At 47.9% G+C, this 21,409-nt stretch carries 16 protein-coding genes, 1 tRNA gene and 1 rRNA gene; 7 read left to right on the top strand and 11 right to left on the bottom strand.

Translation table 11 applies throughout. The annotated features are described in order from the left end of the window. From L4D19_RS20720 to L4D19_RS20710, 3 genes are all read right to left on the bottom strand, one after another. Nucleotides 1–286 (bottom strand): 16S ribosomal RNA (locus tag L4D19_RS20720); the annotation flags it as partial. Between the two features lie 447 nt (nt 287–733). Next, entirely contained in the window at nt 734–943 is a 210-nt protein-coding gene (locus tag L4D19_RS20715) for a hypothetical protein (protein WP_075767031.1), read from the bottom strand. Between the two features lie 100 nt (nt 944–1,043). Further along, nucleotides 1,044–2,483, bottom strand: a complete 1,440-nt coding sequence (locus L4D19_RS20710; protein WP_428454066.1) for an aminotransferase-like domain-containing protein — start codon at nt 2,481–2,483, stop codon at nt 1,044–1,046. Nucleotides 2,484–3,004: 521 nt separating this feature from the next. Here L4D19_RS20710 and L4D19_RS20705 point away from each other — a divergent pair. From L4D19_RS20705 to L4D19_RS20675, 7 genes are all read left to right on the top strand, one after another. After that, nucleotides 3,005–3,826 (top strand): hypothetical protein, encoded by an 822-nt coding sequence (locus tag L4D19_RS20705; RefSeq protein WP_428454065.1) that lies wholly within the window; start codon nt 3,005–3,007, stop codon nt 3,824–3,826. Nucleotides 3,827–3,850: 24 nt separating this feature from the next. After that, nucleotides 3,851–7,714 (top strand): zinc-dependent metalloprotease, encoded by a 3,864-nt coding sequence (locus tag L4D19_RS20700; protein WP_428454064.1) that lies wholly within the window; start codon nt 3,851–3,853, stop codon nt 7,712–7,714. A 156-nt stretch (nt 7,715–7,870) separates the two neighbouring features. Next, entirely contained in the window at nt 7,871–8,890 is a 1,020-nt protein-coding gene (locus L4D19_RS20695) for an ABC transporter permease subunit (RefSeq protein ID WP_428454063.1), read from the top strand. A gap of 3 nt (nt 8,891–8,893) precedes the next feature. After that, nucleotides 8,894–9,937, top strand: a complete 1,044-nt coding sequence (locus L4D19_RS20690) for an ABC transporter permease (protein ID WP_428454062.1) — start codon at nt 8,894–8,896, stop codon at nt 9,935–9,937. A 98-nt stretch (nt 9,938–10,035) separates the two neighbouring features. Beyond that, nucleotides 10,036–11,844: an extracellular solute-binding protein gene (locus L4D19_RS20685; protein WP_428454061.1), complete on the top strand. Its 1,809-nt coding sequence runs from the start codon at nt 10,036–10,038 to the stop codon at nt 11,842–11,844. Between the two features lie 15 nt (nt 11,845–11,859). Then, complete coding sequence (locus tag L4D19_RS20680) at nt 11,860–12,858, top strand: ABC transporter ATP-binding protein (RefSeq protein ID WP_428454060.1); 999 nt, start codon at nt 11,860–11,862, stop codon at nt 12,856–12,858. After that, complete coding sequence (locus L4D19_RS20675; protein WP_428454059.1) at nt 12,851–13,822, top strand: ABC transporter ATP-binding protein; 972 nt, start codon at nt 12,851–12,853, stop codon at nt 13,820–13,822. Before L4D19_RS20680 ends, L4D19_RS20675 begins: the two co-directional genes overlap by 8 nt. Nucleotides 13,823–13,857: 35 nt before the next feature. Here the strand turns inward: L4D19_RS20675 and L4D19_RS20670 are convergent, their stop codons facing one another. The 8 genes from L4D19_RS20670 to L4D19_RS20635 form a co-directional block, all read right to left on the bottom strand. Continuing rightward, on the bottom strand, nt 13,858–14,658 hold the full coding sequence (locus L4D19_RS20670) for a helix-turn-helix domain-containing protein (RefSeq protein ID WP_428454058.1): 801 nt from the start codon (nt 14,656–14,658) through the stop codon (nt 13,858–13,860). Nucleotides 14,659–14,895: 237 nt separating this feature from the next. Next, nucleotides 14,896–14,980: transfer RNA gene (locus tag L4D19_RS20665), tRNA-Leu, on the bottom strand. Nucleotides 14,981–15,040: 60 nt separating this feature from the next. Then, on the bottom strand, nt 15,041–16,174 hold the full coding sequence (locus tag L4D19_RS20660; RefSeq protein ID WP_428454057.1) for a Glu/Leu/Phe/Val family dehydrogenase: 1,134 nt from the start codon (nt 16,172–16,174) through the stop codon (nt 15,041–15,043). 99 nt (nt 16,175–16,273) lie between these two features. After that, the gene (locus L4D19_RS20655) at nt 16,274–17,284 is read right to left on the bottom strand and encodes a LacI family DNA-binding transcriptional regulator (protein ID WP_428454056.1); all 1,011 of its coding nucleotides are present in this window, start codon (nt 17,282–17,284) and stop codon (nt 16,274–16,276) included. A gap of 188 nt (nt 17,285–17,472) precedes the next feature. Beyond that, entirely contained in the window at nt 17,473–18,210 is a 738-nt protein-coding gene (chbG, locus tag L4D19_RS20650) for a chitin disaccharide deacetylase (RefSeq protein ID WP_428454055.1), read from the bottom strand. Nucleotides 18,211–18,275: 65 nt separating this feature from the next. Then, on the bottom strand, nt 18,276–19,589 hold the full coding sequence (locus tag L4D19_RS20645; RefSeq protein ID WP_428454054.1) for a 6-phospho-beta-glucosidase: 1,314 nt from the start codon (nt 19,587–19,589) through the stop codon (nt 18,276–18,278). 13 nt (nt 19,590–19,602) lie between these two features. Then, nucleotides 19,603–19,911: a PTS lactose/cellobiose transporter subunit IIA gene (locus L4D19_RS20640; RefSeq protein ID WP_075767044.1), complete on the bottom strand. Its 309-nt coding sequence runs from the start codon at nt 19,909–19,911 to the stop codon at nt 19,603–19,605. A 61-nt stretch (nt 19,912–19,972) separates the two neighbouring features. Continuing rightward, complete coding sequence (locus tag L4D19_RS20635; RefSeq protein ID WP_075767045.1) at nt 19,973–21,304, bottom strand: PTS sugar transporter subunit IIC; 1,332 nt, start codon at nt 21,302–21,304, stop codon at nt 19,973–19,975. Nucleotides 21,305–21,409: the final 105 nt, after the last annotated feature.

The raw sequence follows: 21,409 nt of genomic DNA, 5'->3' as shown, positions 1-21,409 counted from the left end.
CCTTGGTGAGCCGTTACCCCACCAACTAGCTAATCCCACCTGGGCTAATCCTGACGCGAGAGGCCCGAAGGTCCCCCTCTTTGCTCCGAAGAGATTATGCGGTATTAGCCATCGTTTCCAATGGTTATCCCCCACATCAGGGCATATTCCCAGGCATTACTCACCCGTCCGCCGCTCGCCGCCCATAAACGCACCCGAAGGATTGTTTATGTCGCTGCCGCTCGACTTGCATGTGTTAGGCCTGCCGCCAGCGTTCAATCTGAGCCATGATCAAACTCTTCAATTAAAGTTTTGTTGGCCGCTCTTGTAAAAAGGCGACCGGCTCAATGAATACTGTTAATTCATTACCGAAGTAATGAATGAATTGACTGTGCTCTTATTGGCTTTCACTTTTGAAAAAGTAAAACAAAACAGCTCAAGGCTGTACCAACTTGAATTGGTCACTCAGTTCATTGATATAATCTTTTTTGACTATTCATTTCACGAGTGCCCACACAGATTGCATGGTCAAATTGTTAAAGAACAAATCCGATACGTTGCTGGCTTAAGTCGCCGTGCTCCGTGTCGGTGAGGCGGCATTATAGAGACTTCGATTCCGTTGGCAAGGCTATTTTTGAAATAAATCACTAAAAGCAGCTCAAGCGAACAACAAACAAACAACAAGCCGTAATCTGCGCAATTTTGACTCAGGAAACAGCTTTGTTTCTCTTTGCAATGCTTTTCCTCGTAACGCCTAGTCTTGATTTTCTTTAGCAATCGCAAAGCGAATGGCCAACGCACCAATTCCAAACAGCACAAAAGGAATCGCTGCTGCGGTATATTCCACCCAAACCTGCTCTGCCAAACTTTTAGCCAGTAATAAGTGCCCAAGCACTAACAACGCAGCGCATACAACAGATACGGCAAGCAATTTGATTTCAGGGTTAACAATTCGGTTTAGCATGATCCCCAGCTCCTTGTTCGGTAGAGCCGTAATAGGAACACAGTGACAATTAGGTGACGTAGAACAGTTAAGGCTATAAACAGTTAGAACAGTGACTTTTTTAGTTTTGATCACACAGCTCAGTTAAGTACTGCGCCAATTGACACAAAGCGGCTCTATTTTGTTCATTCCACGGGTAGGCACAATTAATTCTCATGCAGTGCTTATATCGCTGATCCCCAGAAAATAATGTTCCCGGTGCAATACTGATTCGATAGTTATCCAGTAATTCAGTTAATATCGCGGAGGTATCAATGTTCTCCGGCAGCTCCACCCATAAAAAATATCCACCTTCAGGCCTTGTCACTTTTGTCCCAGCAGGAAAAAACTGTTCGATAGCCCCCAGCATTTGTTGCTGCCGTTGCTCAAGAGTACGCCGAAGCCGACGGAGATGATTATCGTACCCCCCATGTTGAATGTACTGAGTCAATGCAAACTGGTTGGGAGCCCCCACAGACAGAGTCGACATAAACTGGAGCTCTTCAACCTGTCTGGCATACCGTCCGGCGGCAACCCAACCGACTCGAAATCCGGGAGCTAGGCATTTAGAGAAAGAGGAGCTGTGCAATACCACCCCCTTTTCATCCAGAGCCTTAATTGGCAAAGGCTTCGTTTTGCCGAAATACAGCTCGGCATAGACATCATCTTCGATAAGGGGGATATCATTTTTAGCCAGCAAGTCGTAAATCGCTTGTTTCTGCTCAGCAGCCATAGTCGCCCCAAGGGGGTTTTGAAACTTACTCATCAGCCAGCACGCTTTAACATCATTGGTTTCGATAGCAGCCTCCAAGGCTTCAACCGACATACCTTTCCGGGGATGGGTAGGGATTTCAACGGCTTTCAGCCTTAACCTTTCAATTGCCTGAAGGGCGCCATAGAAAGCAGGAGATTCAACCGCTACCGTATCTCCCGGTTGAGTCACGGCAGCCAAGCTCAACCCCAAAGACTCCATCGCGCCTGATGTAATGACGATATCATCGAGGGACACCTGTATCCCATCTCTCAAATAGCGCTGAGCGATAACACGTCTTAGCTCCAGGCTTCCCGGAGGTAAATCTATGATGCCACTATTAGTCGGCATGGTTTTAATTGCCTGAGCCAACGTTCGCCCCAATTGCTGGAGCGGAAACAATTCAGGATCAGGAAAAGCCGATCCGAAAGGGATCACATCAGGCCGCTTACAGGCCCGAAGCACTTCAAAAACATGCCGATTGATGTGTATAGACCGATTCACGACCTGCGGTGTCGCCTGTTCTGGCTCAGACAATCGATTAAAGTGGGCTGCAACGTAATAACCCGCTTTTGCCTTAGCGTATATCCAGCCTTCGGCCTCCAAATGCTCATACGCTTTCAGTACGGTCATCACACTGACAGACTGGGCCTTGCTCATCACTCGGACAGACGGTATACGCTCACCGGGCAACCAAATCTTTTGCCGGATCTGCTCTTTGACATTTTCAATTATGACGCCATATCGGCTATTGGCTGATCGCGATGACAAAATCCCTATTCTCTCTTTAATTTCGTTGAGTGCTGCAACGCAAATACTAGCGACTTACCGTGCGGCTGTCAGAGCCTTACGGATAATTTATCTATTAACTGTGATGAACGATGAAAATCACCTGTTATTTCTTATAGAGGACACTCTTAACATAAATATTAACACCCTTAAAATACGTATATATTCCAATTCAGAGCAAAGATTATCAACCACCTCCGACCAGTGATATATAATGCTATAATTGAACTACTCAACAGCTATTGCACCCACCCAGACCCAGCTCTACAGATATAGATATCGACAAACATTAATTTCACGAAATTCATAGCTTTACACAAAACCCATGCCGGTTTCACCATTTAATACCGGACGAATAATTACATGATACTTTTGCAATAGCGTTTTATTGCTACCAGCGTGTGAATTAGTATTGATTCCCTCTAATCATAAGAAGACTACGTATATTTCATGTGGCAACTCGGATCGCCATATCGAAATTCGCACAGGGAATGGGGCAAGTCATGAAGTTTAACTTGATGCTATTTAGTATGGTATCTGTATTGATATCCAATGGCATACATGCTGAAGAACAGGTTCAGGATGTTCCCGCACAACAAAAAAAATGGGGAGCGTCTATTGGTATTGATTACAGCAGAAATGGTTACGATGACGACCACTATTTAGCCGACCGTAATCTGGCACTTACCGCTACGATTAAGTACTACCTAAATGCCAATACAAAATTCACAGCCATTGCCTCTGGTCGACACAGCTACGACGGTGAAAGGGGAGAATTTTGGAGCGATATTTGGTTAACAGCGACAAGATATAATATTTGGAACCCGACTGACCATCTTGCGATGTCAGCAGGTTCACGCATTCTTATTCCAGTATCAGATGAGTCAATAAAAAACGACCTTAATACTGCAATACGCGGCAATGTTAAAATCTCTTATTCACTAGACCATATTATCGAAGGGCTTCTGGTTAGCGACTCAATTCGTTTACGTAAAAACTTCCACCAATACACAACTGCCGGCGGCCATCCACTCGAAGAGTATCGAATCAGTAATTTATTGTCTGTCGAATACACACCGAACAAGTGGTTTTTCAGCACTAACTTTGTGAGCTCCAAATCGTGGAGCTATCGTGGAAAAAGTTACTCGCCAGAACTGACTTACTCAGCCGAACTGGGGTATCAGTTTAACGATGAATTTAGCCTGGCAACAGGCATGACGAATAGTGCGTCATATTACGACCCAGACAGGGGTCCGAATCCAATCGAAAACCTATTCGATCTCGAAAAACCCACCTACTACATCACATTAAATTACGACCTTTAATCATAATAATTTGGTGAGCACAACATGTATAAGAAATTAGCCATTGCAGCTATGGTGAGCATTGCGCTCTACGGCTGCGGAGCTGAGGAAAGGAGCTATGACACTCTTCCTCGCGCACAAGAACAAATAGCCAAAAACACCTTAGATACCGAATCTCTCTGGCTATATATGCCCTCTACGGGCGCAGCCCCTCGTTATGCAGTCACCCAGCGTGGCTTTTTCCAGGGCACACCAAAACTAGTCAAACTTCGCTTTGATAAGACCAATGGTATTGTAGCAGAGGAAGTCGATCGCGATACCATCGAACCAGGTAAAGAAAGTCAATATGCGAGCGTCATTAACCAGGCACCAGTATTAAAAATTCCAGGGACATTCCAACAATACCGGTGTGCTGAAGATGACTATGACGAATGCACCAACAAAGAAGAACTCAATGAGGATGCCGACCTAAACTGGGAAGAGACTACCCACTTTACTCCTGATTATGCTGGCGTCGAGTCTTTAGCTGTTGATACAGTTGATGCTTGGTGGACTGCCGATAATGTTGAGGAAACAGCAGAGCCTCGCGTAATCAGTTCGACATACGATGCTAAAACAGGTGTATTAAACGTCGAGGTAGAACGAACCTTTACTGCAAGCCCGGATGATGCCTACGATTTTGGTGGAAACTTAGAAGACCTATCATTTAAAACTCGTTTTTTCTACTCCATGGTACAACTCGACAAATTAGCGAGCGATGATTACCAAACAGTTTTCTATCCGGGCCGTGATGTTTCAAGATTTGGCTTCTTCAAAGACGAAAAGAAACAGCGTTCACTGACAGGAGAAATTGGGTTACAAGGGCAAAAATTTAATCTACTCCACCGATTTAACCCAAATAAGAAATCGATTGATTACTATTTAAGTGATAGCTATTTCGATAAAGCAGGCAAGTTCTACCTCGACATTACGCTCGAAACGATTGATCAAATGAACAAAACGTTGGCCGGTACCGGCGTTCCACCGATCAAAATCGTTAACCCAACACAAAAAGCGGGCGTTCATACCGGCGATTTACGCTACAACGTACTCAACCTGATCACAGAACCGGTAGACAACGGCCTGTTGGGTTATGGTCCGTCAGCTACCAACCCACTCACAGGCGAAATAGTTCATGCTCATGTTAATCAATATGCTGGAGTGATTCGCTCAACCTCACGCAGAATGTGGAATGAACTTGCTAAATATTATAATCGCGGGGAAATCGAGCGCCCAGATTCATTTATTCCTGAGAGTAGTTCAGATAGTGATTCATCCTCAGATGCTGATAGCGGTTCCACTTCAACTGGATTTGGCGGCCTGGAAAATAGCTTCGTCAACAACCGCCTGAACTTGCCAGCAGCCACCAGTCAACAGGTTCCCGTTCAGTATGAGCCTCAGTTTATAAATGATGCCCCACGTTGGCTTTCACCTGATGAGCAAGACGCAAATAGCTTCAGCAAAGGAGTGGCTAATTATCAAAAACAACTCAATAAGATGGCTGAGCAAAATATGTATGCAGCCGAATTTATGTGGGTCAGCACTAAATCAAAAGGATTAATCAAGGGCATCGATTATCTTGCAGGCGGATACTTTGATAACAGCGACCTAGATCAAAATGCACCGGACTACGCAAACAAAGCCAATAAAAAGCTGAAAAAATGGAACCAGTTGTCACAGGATCAACAGCAAAAAGCCAGTGATGCCATTAGTGCACACATGTTTAAGTCAACGCTGGTTCACGAATTCGGACACAACCTTGGCCTTCGCCATAACTTTATGGGCTCTGTCGATAAAGATAACTTCTACCATCAGGATGAAGTTGCCAAGTTTGGCTATGACAAGGTACCAGCCTACAGCTCCGTAATGGACTATGGAGCCTCCATCTTTGATGAACTGCCAATCTACGGTAAGTATGACATCGCAGCATTAAGGTACGGTTATAGCCGCCAAGTAGAAGTCAACCAGCCAGGTACAGACGAAGGGACGACAACCACTAAACTCGTCAGTCTTAAAAACATTGATGATAACCTGCGAAACAACCATCAGGCCTACCCATTAGGCGTTCTCGATCAGTTGCAAAAGAACCTGACGGCAGTCTCTCCAGATGCTCAAGTTAAACACTATACATATTGCACCGACGAGAACGTAAGCAGTACAACCACCTGTAACCGCTTTGACGAAGGAACCAATATACTGGAGCTAACCCGGTTCCGGATCCAGAAATATTGGGATAACTACGATTTGGTTAACCGCCGAGACGGACGAGATCAGTTTTACGATTTTAATCTGTTCTACTACACGGTCAATCGCTTGAATCAGTTCAATGAGATTCGAGAAGTTGTTGAAGACCTTGGAGAAATGGACTATCAGCTTGGACAGTTAAGAGGAGCAGAAGACAGCTACGGTCAAAATGTTGCCAATTACTATACCGACAACTGTACTCGCGCCTACACCCGCAAGAACTTACCTAAAGGCGCCCAGCAGGTCTGTGATACCTTTGACGCTGCAATGGAAGCGGCAAACTTCTTCGTCAAGGTCATGAGTACCCCGGACCAAGTGTGTGAGCTTGAAGTGACACCATCAGGACAACAACCTATCAATAGATTTGTTGCCCTGTCTGATCTTTGGAGTAGCTATGGCCCTAGGATCCAGCATAAAACGACGCTACCTAGATCATGCTTTGACCCAGACTTAGTCGCCGAAATGGCTGGCGGATACGATAACATCAAAGTCCTTTCCGAAACTCGGGACGGTCGCTCACATGCCAATATGCGAGCTAATAACCCTTATCAGAGTTCAGCCAGTGCCGTTGACCTGTTAGGTATTTGGCCGGACAAGTTGCTGGCAGCACAGATGTTGGTCAAGCGAGGCGATAATACTGTCAACAGGGATAAGTCCAATATGGCTCTGCTTGATGTGTCTGACCCTCGCAGCGGTACCCAGGGAACACCAATAAAAGTACAGGCTTACCTCGGTCACCTTGGCTTTGATTACGATAAATACCCAGCACCAATCTTCGTAGACAAAGATGGCAACCGCAAAGCGACCGTTAAGCCATACCGACCAGATATCAAACGTGCGATTGATGTTCCCCCCTACTTATCAGGGCTAAAGCGTTACTTCCAATTATCTCGGACGACAGTAACCCCGACGTACTCAGCACTACTTCACAACTTGGTTGCTTTTGGTACAGTTCAAGAATATGGCCTGTCCGACAGTTCACAGTACTTAATCGATGCCATTTCTCTGAATCGACCTGGTTCGGATCTCGATATGGAAAATGGCTTCGAATTTAGCCTAAAAGCCAAAAAATATGCTGTAACACGCCGTAATCGCATTGGATTGCATATGGCTGAAAAAGCGTTGTTGATTAACGGCAAACAGGATGAACTTACCAAACTGGAAAATGCTCATTCAACTACCAAGCAAAACCTGAAAGCATACGGCATAAGAAGCCTGAACGACTTCACCCTGTTTATGCTGCGTGATACTGAAGCTGTGGCACTACTGAAAAAGACGCCGTATTTCGACTCTTTATTCCGTGGGACAATCTTCTCTCCGGCCAAGTTTACGCTTGATGAGGCAAAAAACTGTTACTCACTAGCAACTGGCAGTAGCAGATGCCATAGCAAAGATGATCTGCATGCAGCCTGGAATGCTATCCGTAGCTATAAAGATGAAGACCCTGAGTATCTGGAGGCCTTATTAAGCAGTGCCGATATCTACGCAACCAATATTGCAGAAGCTATCACTCAGCAGCCACAAGATGCAGAGGTTTACGATATCGATCCTGAAACGATCTGGCTCTGGACAACCAGAGAGTACATCCAGTACCGCTATGCATTAGAGCAGCTTCCTGTACTGTAACTTAACTACTAAGCAATCCTCGACACTCCCCGGGTATCAGTGATACCCGGGGATTTCGACTCACCGCGACTGAACAAATACAGGCCATATCACGGATGCATGACCGACCATGAATAACTCCAAACAACTTACGTTAAAGATGCAAAGGAGCTTCCCTTGCTAGCCTACTTTAGCCGACGACTGCTACTGATAATACCTACCTTTATTGGCGTCACCCTGCTTGTTTTTGCCCTGACCCGCTTTGTTCCCGGCGGCCCGGTTGAGCGGATGATTGCTCAGATGCAATCCCAGTCAATGGAAAGCGGGGGCGGAAACCAACAAGGTTCACAAACCCTGTCAGATGAACAAATTGCCGAACTTAATGCCTTCTACGGTTTGGACAAGCCGATATTCGAGGCCTATACCGAGTGGCTGGGTAAACTGGTGCAACTTGATTTAGGCGAATCCACCCGCTATTACGAACCGGTATGGGGCATGATAAAAGAACGGCTCCCCGTATCATTATTCTACGGTTTAATGACCTTTCTGATCAGCTACCTGATATCAATTCCGCTCGGGATCCTCAAGGCGATGAAACACGGATCCCGGTTCGATAATGTCAGCTCGGTGATGGTGTTTATCGGTTATGCCCTACCAAACTACGTCGTCGGGGTATTTCTAATTTCATTCTTTGCATTCCATCTAGACTGGTTCCCAATGGGCGACTTCGTTAGTGATGATTTCGACGATTTACTGTGGCCGGACAAAATTGCCGATCTGTTCTCTCATGCCGTCCTTCCCCTGTTTTGCTACATCATCGGAGACTTTGCCATCCTCACCATGACGATGAAAAACAACCTGTTGGAAAACCTGGCAGCAGATTACGTCAAAACGGCCATTGCCAAAGGGCTACCATTCCAACAAGCCGTACGTAAACACGCCCTGCGAAACAGCCTGATCCCGATAGCCAGCCATCTGGGGAATGTTGTCTCGGTATTTGTTGCCGGTTCATTCCTTATCGAGGTGGTCTTTAATATCGACGGTATCGGCCTGCTGGGATACGAATCGATCATCGAGCGCGATTACCCGGTTGTTATGGGGATCCTGGCGATGTCTTCCCTGCTGTTGATGTTCGGTAACATCCTCTCGGATATGTGCGTTGCCATTGTCGACCCTCGGGTTAAATTCGGGAGCTAAACCATGCCGTTAAATCCACTGACCAAAAAGAAACTTAACCGCTTCCGCTCCATCAGGCGAAGCTACTATTCCTTCGTGCTCCTGACGACCCTGGTGCTGCTCTCCTGTGTTGCCGAGCTTCTGGTTAACAGCCGGGCTCTGGTTGTCTCCTACCAAGGCGAGCTGCACTTTCCGACCTACTCTGAGGTAAAAACTGGTGAGATGTTCGGCCTTGATTACGGCTACGAAGTGAATTACCGCCAGCTGAAAAAATCCTTTGCCGAAGAAGGGAAAGGGAACTGGGTACTAATGCCTGTTATCCCTTGGAACCCGTACGAGCAGGACTTCGACGGCATGCACTACCCGCCCAATCCACCTTCGCTGGAGAGCCAGCATTACCTGGGCACCGATGAGTCAGGGCGTGATGTGCTTGCCCGCCTGATTTACGGTTTCCGGATCGCTATCTGGTTTGCCATGCTGACCCTGACACTCTGCTACACCATTGGCGTGCTGATTGGCTCATTGATGGGCTACCTCGGCGGCAAATTCGACCTGGTGATGCAACGGGTCATTGAGGTGTGGTCGATGGTGCCCTTCCTCTACGTCATCATGATCATGGTCTCGATTATCCAGCCAAGCTTTTTCCTGTTCGTTCTGATTAACGTTATGTTCGGCTGGATCAGCATTACCTGGTACATGAGAACCATGACCTATAAAGAAAAAGCCCGGGAATACGTTATGGCTGCCCGGGCTCAGGGAGCGGGCCTGTGGCGGGTGATCGTCAAACACATCCTGCCTAATACCATGGTCATGGTGATCACCCTGGCACCGTTCGGCATTGTTGCCAATATCACCACACTGACTGCACTGGACTACCTCGGGCTAGGACTAATGCCGCCAACCCCGAGCTGGGGTGACTTGCTGCAACAAGGTAAATCAAACCTGGATGCCTACTGGATCATTGGCTCGGTTGTGATGGCTATTGTGTCGGTTCTGACCATGGTGACCTTCATTGGCGAAGGTGTCAGAGAAGCCTTTGACCCGAAAAAATACACCCGCTACATCTGAGCTCTGAGCACACAATGCTCGTGACAGATAACGGCTCATACAAACAACATTAAACGGTAGCAAGGCAGCTACCGAGATCATAAATGTATGGAGAAACAATGAGACAATTTTGGATGGCCTCTCTGCTCGCAGTCATTACGGTACTGTGCCAGGGCAAGGGGCTGACAGCAGAGCTCCCGTCGGGCCTGAATTGGATTTCCAATCCGGAACAGCCACTGTTTGCCGACAGCCGGGCCAAAGCAGGCGGCACTTACCGGTTACATATTTCAAGCTTTCCGCTGACGTTGCGCACTATCGGCCCCGACTCCAACGGTAGCTTTCGGGCCTTTTTGCTCGATGGCAACCCGGCTCTACTCCAGCAGCAGCCGAACACCCGACAGTTTTTGCCGGCTATTGCAAAGGAGTGGGCCTTTGGTGACGACCACAAAACCCTCTACTTTCGGATCGATGAAAATGCGCGCTGGACCGACGGCGAGCCAATCACCAGCCGGGATTTCGCCTTTGTATTCGACTACATGAGAAGCGAGAATGCCAAGGCGCCATGGTACAAAGATTACTTCACCAACAAGGTGGCGGGGATCACTGTCTATGACAACTATACCTTTGCCCTCCACTCCGCCGATCAACTGGCTGACGATGAGCTGATCATGCGGCTAAACATCATGCCTAAACCGGCGCACTTCTATCCGGGCGGTCAGCTTCCGAACGATTTCATCCGTCGCTATAACTGGAAAGCCGAGCCGACTACCGGACCGTACAAAGTAGGCAAAATTCGCAAAGGCCGAGCTGTTCACTTGGTGAAGGTTGATAACTGGTGGGGGTACACCAACCGCTACTACCAGCACCGCTACAACGTCGACAAGATCATCATCAAGGTGATCCGTGATACTGATATTGCCCTTAAGTATTTTGAGCGTGGTATGCTAGATGCCTATTACATGGTCTTTCCGTCCCTGTGGCACAACAAAGCCAAGGGGCCGCTCTATGATAAGGGCTACATTCAGAAGTCATGGTTTTACAACCAGTACCCTCAAGGTGCGGCCGGGGTATGGCTGAACCTTCAGGCGCCATTGATGGATAATGCCGATATCCGTCAGGGTATTGCCCATTCTCTAAATGTCGAAAAAATGATTGATGTCGCCCTGCGCGGAGACTATGCCCACCAGCAAAGCTTCGGTTCTGGTTACGGCGACTACGATAACCCGGACATCAAAGCCAAGAAGTTTGACCCGGCACTGGCCGCCGAATATTTCAAGAAGGCCGGGTTCGACCACCTGGACAGCGACGGCACCCGCATCAATGATAAAGGTGAACGCCTTGCCATCACTCTGACCTATCTGAGCAAGATGCACACAGCCCGTGTAGTGGTGCTGAAGGAAGAAGCCAAAAAAGCCGGCCTGGATCTTGAGCTCAAACTGGTTGACGGTGCTACCGGCTTCAAGTCACTACTTGAGAAAAAACATCAGGCAGCCTTCCTGGGTATGGGCACGAGCGCACTGCCTGTTTACTGGCAGTACTTCCACTCATCAAATGCACATCCACAAACCAATAACTTCACCAACTATGCCAACTCTGAGATGGACAAGTTAATTGAGGCGTTTGACACCGAATTTGATGTCAGCAAAAAGGCGGAGATATCACGGCAAATCCAGCAGAAAATCGCTGACTGCAACTGCGTGATACCAACCTATTCGGTGCCGTTCTCCCGCGGCTCACACTGGCGTTATGTCAAGCTGCCGCAAGGCCTGGGCACTGCATTGTCCCGCGATATTCTCGATGCCAGCAAAATGGAATTCGGCCTGTTCTGGATTGACCTCGACGAGAAAAGAGCAACCAAGGAAGCACTGGATGACGATAAGTCCTTTGAACCTGTCACTCTCATCGACAAACGTTTTATTCAGGGGTAAGGAAGGTACCGAACTATGAGTTATAACAATAACGACATCCTGACCATCAGGGATCTGGAAACGACCTTCTCAACCGATGAAGGGGATATTAAAGTACTGGACGGCGTCTCATTCAGTGTCGCCAAAGGCAAAACCATCGGGATCGTCGGAGAGTCAGGCTGTGGCAAAAGTGTCACCGCAGCTTCCATTATGGGCCTGCTGCCCCGACCTTACGGCAAAGTGACCTCGGGCTCCATTACCTATGATGGCACCGATCTGGTCAGCATGGCCCCGGAAGATCTTTACCGCACTCGCGGAGCACGAATCTCAATGATTTTCCAGGATCCAATGACCGCCCTGAACCCTGTGCATTCAATCGGCCGCCAACTATGTGAAGTCTATGAGCTACATCGACCAGAATATTCCAAAACCGAGCGCAAGCAGACTGCGATTGATATGCTGCAACGGGTCGGTATTCCAGCAGCCGAGCAACGCTTCCATGTCTACCCTCATGAACTTTCCGGCGGAATGCGGCAACGGGTGATGATTGCCATGGCTCTGGCCTGCAAGCCGGACATCCTGATAGCAGATGAACCGACCACGGCTCTGGATGTCACCGTTCAGGCCCAGATCCTGGAGCTGATGCGCTCCATCCAGGAAGAAAACAACATGGCCATTATCTTCATTACCCACGATTTGGGCGTTGTTGCCGAAATGTGTGATGAGGTGGTAGTGATGTATGCCGGTCGGGTTGTGGAACAGGCGGATGTATTCACCCTGTTCGAATCTCCCAAGCACCCTTATACCCAGGGGCTACTGCGTTCGATTCCGCGTATCGAGGATAAACCGAAAACCAAACTGAATACCATCCCGGGCTCTGTCCCCCACCTAAAAGAGATGCCGTCTGGCTGCCGGTTCCGTAACCGTTGTCACTACCAGACCGATGACTGTGGCGAAGCCGTACCGCAGCCACAAACGGTGTCACAAAAGCACTTCGTCAGTTGCCTGAAAATAAACGAGGTCAACCATGCCTGAAACGATTCTTAAACTCATCGATTTGAAACAGCACTACGCACTGCGAGGCTCGCTGTTTCGCAAGCCCAAATACGTTTATGCTGTCGACGGTGTGTCATTCGACGTCAAGGCAGGCGAAACCCTTGGTCTGGTAGGTGAATCAGGCTGCGGAAAAAGCTCTGTCGGGCGAACCCTGCTAAAACTTCATGAGCCAACAGCCGGGCAGATCATCTACAACGGACAAGACATCACTCACCTGAGCCCGTCAGAAATGGTATCCCTGCGCAAAGAGATGCAGATTATTTTTCAGGATCCAATGGAGAGTCTTAACAGCCGTCATACCATAGGCACCATCATCGCTGAGCCGTTTGAAATCCACAACATCGGCCTGCCGGAAGAACGAGAAGCCTGGGTCAAAGAGCTGTTGCAGAAAGTCGGGCTGCCGGTATCTGCGGCCAACCGATATCCGCACGAATTTTCCGGCGGGCAACGCCAGCGGATCGGCATCGCACGGGCAATCGCACTCAACCCGAAACTGATTGTCTGCGACGAAGCGGTATCCGCACTGGATGTTTCGGTACAATCGCAGATCATCAACCTGCTGCTTGATCTGCAAAAACAGATGAATCTGGCTTTGGTCTTCATCGCCCACGACCTATCGGTCGTCCGCCACATCTCAGACAAAATCGCCGTGATGTACCTGGGGCGAATTGTCGAACTCAGCGATACAGAAACACTGTTTAGCAATCCGCAACACCCTTACACCAAGGCGCTGATCTCAGCGATCCCCATCCCGGACCCGCGTCAGCGCGGCAAAAGAGTCATGCTGGAAGGCGATGTACCATCACCGATGGCTCCTCCGCCAGGGTGTCACTTCGCATCACGATGCCCGCAAGCTGAAAGTATGTGCCTAAACGCTTACCCTGTATTGACTCAAAGCAGCGAGCAACAGCTCGTCGCCTGTCATCAGGCCTCATCAACCTGAAGTGGCTTGGCGGTACTCACTAAACAGGGGGAGACCTACGCCCCCTGTTCTTCAAAGTCAGCAATAGCGTTTTTGACATCCTGGAGGAAAGAGTTTGGCAGTGACACTATCCCATCAGAAAAAGCAAGCGGCTGATGCTGGGTGACGAACAACAACACATTACGGAGCAAATCCTGACTAGTCGCATTATTTTGCATATTCTCGCTGTGATACTTGAGGACTTCTTTTGCCAAGAGTTTGTTCAAAGCTTCCAGCTGTTCCTCCTTTAGATACATGCGAGAAAAACCAACCCTGACGCAGTTCGGGTTATCCAGCGCCTGCTCTTTAAGGATTTCCTTGTATTTCTGGCTCAGCTTGGAGTCATCGGAAAAACGGTAATAATAGGGGCCGATAAGCTGAATCTTGTTGTCATCTGCAAGCTTAACCAGCCCTAACATCTCCAAGGCCCGCAGATAGGCGTACGTCGACGTATTGTCCAGGCCATACTTTTTCTGCATATGATCGTAACTGTCATGATGGCGCAGGTGGCGAAGCTCGCGGTAGAAGTCATACAGTTGAGGGAACTGGTAAAAAACCTCATCCTGGGTATGGCTAAAGAAGTTGTCGTTGTCATGCTGCAGCTTAATAGCCAGTTTCTGCAGCTCTTCCAGGGTAGTATCCGCCTCCATGCAATAATCAAGCAGCTTCTCAAGAGTAATACTCGGGCTGTATAAGTGGCGCTTGAACGTGGACAGGGGGACACCAAGCCGATCGGCCAACTCCTTATAAGTTAACCCCTTGGCTTTAATGACACCCCGCAATGCCGCCAGTAAATACTCAGGATTTGCTGCTCGCATACTACTACTCTCCTGTATTGTTATTTTGCATATCCTGTTATTAGTAAAGGATGTTTCAGGTTTGGCAAGCGGATTCTGTGAATTTTTCTCTTCCGGGCACGATTTTTCACCCTCAAAAGCGTGTTCAATGCCACAAAAATCAAAAAAACGAACAACGTTCTGGCAAGAGTGAGAGGAAAATAAAGAGTCAAAAACAACAAAGCCCCAGCTTTCGCTGAGGCTTTGTCATATGGGATATGGTGCCCGAGGACGGACTTGAACCGTCACTCCCGAAGGAAACGGATTTTGAATCCGTCGTGTATACCAATTTCACCACTCGGGCAGGTGCCGTCTATTATACGTATACACAATTGATACACAATTACTTTTCTTTAATCTTTGCTCAAAGAAAATGGGGAGCGGTCGAGAAAAGCGAGTAACGCCGTGAAGCCATGGTTTTCGTTAACCGCTCTTTTGCCAAATCCACTGCCGCTTCACGAGGTAGCATCGCCTGCTCTGACATGCGCTTTAACACCAAAAGTGTGTTGTCTCTCACTTTATGCTCTATCGCTTCAAAAGCAGCTGCTTGTGTCGAACCGTGGTATTCCATGGCAGCACAAATTACCCCACCAGCATTGGCGATAAAATCCGGGATACAGAGCACCCCATGCTGATGCAAATACATTTCTGCCGCCTGAGTACAAGGAATATTCGCCCCCTGAACAACAATTTTGGTATTCATCCGGTGAACATTGTCTTTATGGATCACATCGGGCCTTGCCGCAGGGATCCAAATGTCACAGTCAACCTCGACAAGATCATCACTCGGGATCTGAACGGCATCGCGATACTCAGTAACAGGTTTACCTTCCGCTTTACAGGCCATGAGCTTTGCTACATCCACACCGCCTTCATTGACAATGGCTCCTCTGGAATCAGACACACCTACCAGCAACGCTCCCTGCTCGACTAAAAAACGGCTCACGTGCTGACCTACGGCACCAAACCCCTGCACGACAAAGCGAGAACCACGGACTTTGAAGCCACATTCCTGCGACACGATTTCGACAGCCTGAGCCAGTCCCCACCCTGTGGCTCCCAATTCATCCAAAGGAATGCCGCCTAGCTCTTTGGGGAGCCCAACCGCCCGGCCAACCTCATCGCGTATCCAGGCCATACACTCTTCATCCATTCCCATGTCCGGAGCAAAAATATAACCCTCTTCATTGCGCAACCCTTGGGCAAAAGCCCGTACCAATATCTCTTTATCCTGCCGGTTCATTTTGGGATCGGCGCAAATAACCGCTTTGCCTCCTCCGTGCGGCAGACCTGCAGCAGCATTTTTAAACGTCATGGCACGGGCGAGGCGGAGGCACTCTTCAGTCGTAACATCAGGAGCCATACGAATACCACCGATCGATGGTCCCAAGGCAATATTATCGATAACCAATACGGCCTTTAGATCCACTGAAGGTTCGTAAAGGTGAATGGTTTTAAATGGTCCGAATTGGTCGGAATATTGAAAATTAGCATCCACGTCAGTACCCGCCAATGATGATTAGCCATGTATAAAACATAGCTATAATTGGCGCCATTCGGTGGCGTAAAGTCAGAAAGAAGTATCTACGAAACCAGGTTAACCGCTTACCAGCTCGCGTTTTTTAACACTGTTACGAATGCGTAATTCCGGCTCGAAATGACGCTGTATACAGGCATCCTGTTGATTGATTTGACTCATTAGCAACCCAACCGCAACCTGCGCCATGTCACTAATAGGAAAGTGGACGGACGAAACGAAAGGGTACATAGTCGCACATAAATCGATACTATCGAAACTGATCAGTGAAAGCTGGCGCGGGATCTCGACATGGTGCTCATGGAAAAACTGCAGTGCCCCTTGCATCATTTCTTCACTGCAAGAAAACAGCGCAGTCATCTCCGGCGCCGTATGATATAGCTTTTGTGCGGCAAGATAACCACTTTCACGGCCATAGTTACCCTCAACCGTTAGCCGAGGATCAAGTGCTATTCCTGCATTTTTAAGCGCCTGTACATAGCCTTGATATCGTTGATTACAACTGGCGCGATTGCGCGGACCTGAAATACAGGCAATGTCGCTGTGCCCTTGTTCAACCAGGTAATCAACGGCCATCTTTGCAGCTAGGCTATGATCAAAGGTGATACACCGCGATTCCAAACCTTCGACGACACGATCGAGCAGGACAAACGGGGTAGGCTCTTGCGCCAGTTCCCGAAGTTCATCATCACTTAAGTAGCGACTATTCAGGATATAGCCTTCGCAACGGAGATCATGAAAACGGCGTATCGCTTCACGTTCGCCATCTGCACGGCGATGTCCCTGGGCGGTGATCAGAAATTTATCATGTTGATCCAGCTCTGCCTGGACCTGCTCCATCATTTCGCCAAAAAAACCACCGGTATAATAGGTTACCAGCAAGCCAGTCATATTTGATGAAGCTGTGGCCAGTGAACGGGCAATCGCACTCGGACGGTAATTTAGCTCGGCCATTGCGCGTTCTACTTTCCGCCTGGTATCCGAGCGGAATTTCCCCTCGCCGTTAATGATCCTCGAAACCGTTGAACGGTGAACACCCGCCAGGGACGCCACATCTTTAATACTTGCCATGGTTACTGTACTACCTCTAAACCTGTTGAGTAATATGATGCCCGAGAACCAACTTCACTTTCACCACCATACCCCACGACTATAGTACCAAGCCTAATTCACATAAAGATGCTGACAATAGGTTCGATCACAAGAGCCCGATAAAAACGTAAATTACCTACCATAAATACGAATACAATAATCTTAACTTACGAAGACAAAATGGAATAATCACTCACTGTAACGCCAAGTTCATCTAATGCTTCAGACAATTTGCTATCGGTCAGGATATCAAGCTCTTTGGCCCGATAGGTATTGTAAGAGCTAACATCAATGAGAGCTTGATCAACATACGCCGGATGGACCATGATTTCCAAAACATCACAGTTGCCACGATGCCTGTTTATTATCTGTAGCACCTTATCCTGCGATATATTCTCGCCATAGAAGCTGTCATCAAAGGCATAGCGGCAGTCACTCCGCGCCTTGCCATAAAAACCCGTCGCCCTCAGTGGAACCTGGTAGTCACGCGCGATTTCTTGCACAATGGGCAGGATTTGCGGATGCATATGCGCATGGTGATGACTGTCGATATGACTAAGGCTAAGCCCGGTCTCATTAAAGCGGGAAATTTGTGCAATGACCTCATCGGCAATCAGCTGCTGCGAAAAATTACGTTTTCGCCAAAACCCTTCCTTCACCTCAAACAATCCATCATCGCCGACCAAAAAAGGAATATCGGTTAGCGGCGCTCCGGCGGTAAAGCGTAAATGAAGCCCAACCTTCAGCGCTGGCGCTGAGGGGACCAAATCAACTGCATGCTTCTCTGCCTCCATACCTACCATTAGCGTTGTTGAACGTACAACACCAGACTGGCACGCATCAACAATTCCCAGGTTGACCCCAGGTGTCAAACCAAAATCATCGGCATTAAAAATAACATGCATAACAACCACCTAAAAAGAAGAGCAGCCGCCTGTTTTCACCTGGCACACTGCTCTTTAGTTTTATACTACTGATTAAATTGCGGCAGATAATCGTGATTCGTGTTCAAAATATCGTCAAAAATTGCTTTCGCTTTGCTGATATCAGGAACCAAAGGATTATTCGCCAACGCCATAAGCCCCTTGTCATAATCACCCAAAACGGCAGCCTCAACGGTAAGTTGCTCATAGGCTTTCACCTGACCAATCAAACCAATCACAGACGGGCTCAGCTCTCCAATCATCAATGGTCTGGCACCCCAGCTTCCAACCACAGAGCTGCACTCAATCACGGCATCATCAGGCAACGTCGCAATGGTTCCGTTATTGCGTACGTTTACTACATGGATCGTCTTGAGATCGTTATAGATCGCATCAACCAGATTCAGCGATGCATCAGAGTAATAAGCACCGCCTCGCTTTTCCAATTGCTCTGGTTTTTCTGCAAGACTTTCATTTTGATACAGCTCAAACAGTTCTTGTTCCGTTTTCATCACCTGCTCTGCACGAGTTCCCTCGTTTTGGGAAGATTCCTTTTCTTCCGCCAACATCGCATCAGTCTGATAGAAATAACGGTGGTAAGGGCATGGGATCGCCCCTAGAGCTTTAAGAAATGCCGGATCCCAAGGCTCTTCAAAAATATTCTTCATGCTGAAGTTGGCACCATCACCGACTTTTTTCAGCACTTCTGCAGTAATATCCTTACCATCAAGCCATGCGCGGTGGGCCCATACCAAATGGTTTAACCCTGCACACTCAAGCGACAGCTCTTCCGGCAAGCAATCCATCATCTCGGCAATCATCATCTTCATCGAGACGGGGACATTACACAATCCGATAGTTTTTACTTTGCTGTATTTCTGAACCGCTTCAGTCACCAGCCCTGCCGGGTTGGTGAAGTTAAGCATCCAGGCATTCGGGGCAAGTTCCTCGATATCCTTACAGATATCCAAGATAACAGGAATAGTCCGAAGTGCTTTGGCAAATCCACCTGGTCCCGTCGTTTCCTGGCCAATCACGTCATATTTTAATGGGATACGCTCATCATTCGCGCGAGCCTGTAGACCACCGACACGAAACTGAGTCATGACAAAATCAGCATTTTCTATTGCTGCCCGACGATCCAGCGAGGCTTTAATCGTGATATCAGCTCCCGCCTTTTCAACCATCCTCCGGGTCAGTGCCTCAATAATCTCGAGCTTATCCTGTCCAGCCTCGACATCGACAAAATGCATTTCTTTGACTGGCACACGGTCAAGCCTTTTCAAAACACCCTCAACCAACTCCGGCGTATAGCTGCTGCCACCGCCGATGATGGCCAGTTTTAGAGGTGATTTAGTCATAATCCATCCCTATTTATTTAGACATGTTTTCGTACATAGATACCATTTCATTGGTTAGCTCATGCGCCAAGATAGTCGTCATCAAGTGATCCTGGGCATGTACCATCACTAATGTCATCTTCACCTTACCTTCTCCCTGATCGGCTTCAATCAACTGAGTCTGGGTTAGGTGGGCACGGTTCAGACAATCTTTGGCTTGCTGTAGCAGCTCTCTGGCCTGTTCCAGTTCCTGCTTCTTCGCCTTGGCCAATGCCTCAAAACACAAGCTTCGTGCTTCACCTGCATTGACAATGATTTCCATAACAACTGCTTCCTGGTCCATTTTTCTCTCCTCGTGTAGGTAATAAAGGGGCTACGGATAAACCCGTAGCCCAAGTACGAAATTATGCTGTCGCTGGAGTGCCTTCAGCGGCCTCCTCTTTAGAGCTATCAGCAACTTTCTTCTCATCTTCAAGCAACTGCTTCTCGAACATCTTGAAGAATGGTAGGTAAATAAGCAGGTCAATAACCAGAAGAGCCACAACCAGGAACACAGGTGCCAGTGTCCAGCCCGTACCCCAAGATGCACCGATAATTGCTGGCGTTGTCCATGGTGTTGTTGCTACACCCATACCAACAAGCCCCATCTTGACAGCTGTGAAGGCAATGATTGCATTCACAATTGGAGCAAGTAGGAAAGGAACAAATAGCATTGGGTTCATTACAATTGGCGCACCGAAAATGATTGGTTCGTTAATCTGGAAGAATCCAGGAACCGCACTCATGCGTCCCAAGCTGCGCAGGTGAACTGAGCGGCTAAATACCATCAAAATAGCCAAGGCCAAGGTTGCACCCGAACCACCAATGAAGATATAGAAGTCCCAGAACGGCTGAGTCAGTAGGTTTGGAATAGGCTCGCCTGCAACAAACGCTGCAGTGTTAGCGCCAATGTTGGTCAGGAAGATTGGTGACAGCAGACCAACAACGATTGCAGCACCATGAATACCAGCAAACCATAGTAACTGTGACAGTAGAAGCGCACCGATAATGGCAGGCAAAGTATTTGATGCACTAACTAGCGGTCTGAACAGATCCATCACCACATCAGGAATCAGCATACCTGACTGAGCCTGAACAAATAGGCTTAACGGGTACAGCGTCATGAACACAATCAAGACAGGGATAAGCATCTCAAAACAACGGGCAATTGCCGGTGGAACCTGTTCTGGCATTTTGATCGTGATGTTGTGTTTCTGCAGGAAGCGAACTAGTTCGACAGCAAAGAAAGCTGTCAATACTGCAGTAAAGATACCCGTTCCGCCCATGTGGTTTGCAGGTAGGGCACCATCGGTAACAGGTGCACAAATCAGCAAGAAGCTCATTAGCGACAAACATGCACAGGTAATACCGTCCATCATATAGGCGCGCGCCAAACTATAGGCAACACCCAAAGAGACGAATATCGTCATAATGCCCATCGACATATTGTAAGGCATCATGATTGCGTCAAAATTATTAGTCGCAAAATCTAGCCAAGCTCGACCGAATCCATTCGTTGTATCTTCAGCAAACGGGGGAAAAGCAAATATAAGAATAAAACTACCCACAATAATAAATGGCATTGCGGTAATAAAACCATCACGCATTGCCCGCACATGTATTTGCGAGCCGACTTTCGCCGCCAATGGGGCGATTGTATTTTCTACGACATTCATTAACTTATCGTAAAGCTTCATATGAACAATCCTTTTTTAAAAGATAAAGAATTCCACCCCATACTAATAATGCAGAGGAATAAAACTTTCCTTATTGAATATAAAAAGAATCAACCATCAAACGAT

Source organism: Photobacterium kasasachensis (genome assembly GCF_050336885.1).
Taxonomy (GTDB): Bacteria; Pseudomonadota; Gammaproteobacteria; order Enterobacterales; family Vibrionaceae; genus Photobacterium; species Photobacterium kasasachensis.
This window is presented reverse-complemented; position numbering and strand designations above follow the sequence as displayed.

Coding starts and splice junctions, on each gene's coding strand:
- L4D19_RS20685 (WP_428454061.1), top strand. CDS start 10,036: ATGAGACAATTTTGGATGGCCTCTCTGCTCGCAGTCATTACGGTACTG.
- L4D19_RS20705 (WP_428454065.1), top strand. CDS start 3,005: ATGAAGTTTAACTTGATGCTATTTAGTATGGTATCTGTATTGATATCC.
- L4D19_RS20680 (WP_428454060.1), top strand. CDS start 11,860: ATGAGTTATAACAATAACGACATCCTGACCATCAGGGATCTGGAAACG.
- L4D19_RS20635 (WP_075767045.1), bottom strand. CDS start 21,304: ATGAAGCTTTACGATAAGTTAATGAATGTCGTAGAAAATACAATCGCC.
- chbG (WP_428454055.1), bottom strand. CDS start 18,210: ATGCATGTTATTTTTAATGCCGATGATTTTGGTTTGACACCTGGGGTC.
- L4D19_RS20700 (WP_428454064.1), top strand. CDS start 3,851: ATGTATAAGAAATTAGCCATTGCAGCTATGGTGAGCATTGCGCTCTAC.
- L4D19_RS20715 (WP_075767031.1), bottom strand. CDS start 943: ATGCTAAACCGAATTGTTAACCCTGAAATCAAATTGCTTGCCGTATCT.
- L4D19_RS20670 (WP_428454058.1), bottom strand. CDS start 14,658: ATGCGAGCAGCAAATCCTGAGTATTTACTGGCGGCATTGCGGGGTGTC.
- L4D19_RS20690 (WP_428454062.1), top strand. CDS start 8,894: ATGCCGTTAAATCCACTGACCAAAAAGAAACTTAACCGCTTCCGCTCC.
- L4D19_RS20645 (WP_428454054.1), bottom strand. CDS start 19,589: ATGACTAAATCACCTCTAAAACTGGCCATCATCGGCGGTGGCAGCAGC.
- L4D19_RS20675 (WP_428454059.1), top strand. CDS start 12,851: ATGCCTGAAACGATTCTTAAACTCATCGATTTGAAACAGCACTACGCA.
- L4D19_RS20640 (WP_075767044.1), bottom strand. CDS start 19,911: ATGGACCAGGAAGCAGTTGTTATGGAAATCATTGTCAATGCAGGTGAA.
- L4D19_RS20655 (WP_428454056.1), bottom strand. CDS start 17,284: ATGGCAAGTATTAAAGATGTGGCGTCCCTGGCGGGTGTTCACCGTTCA.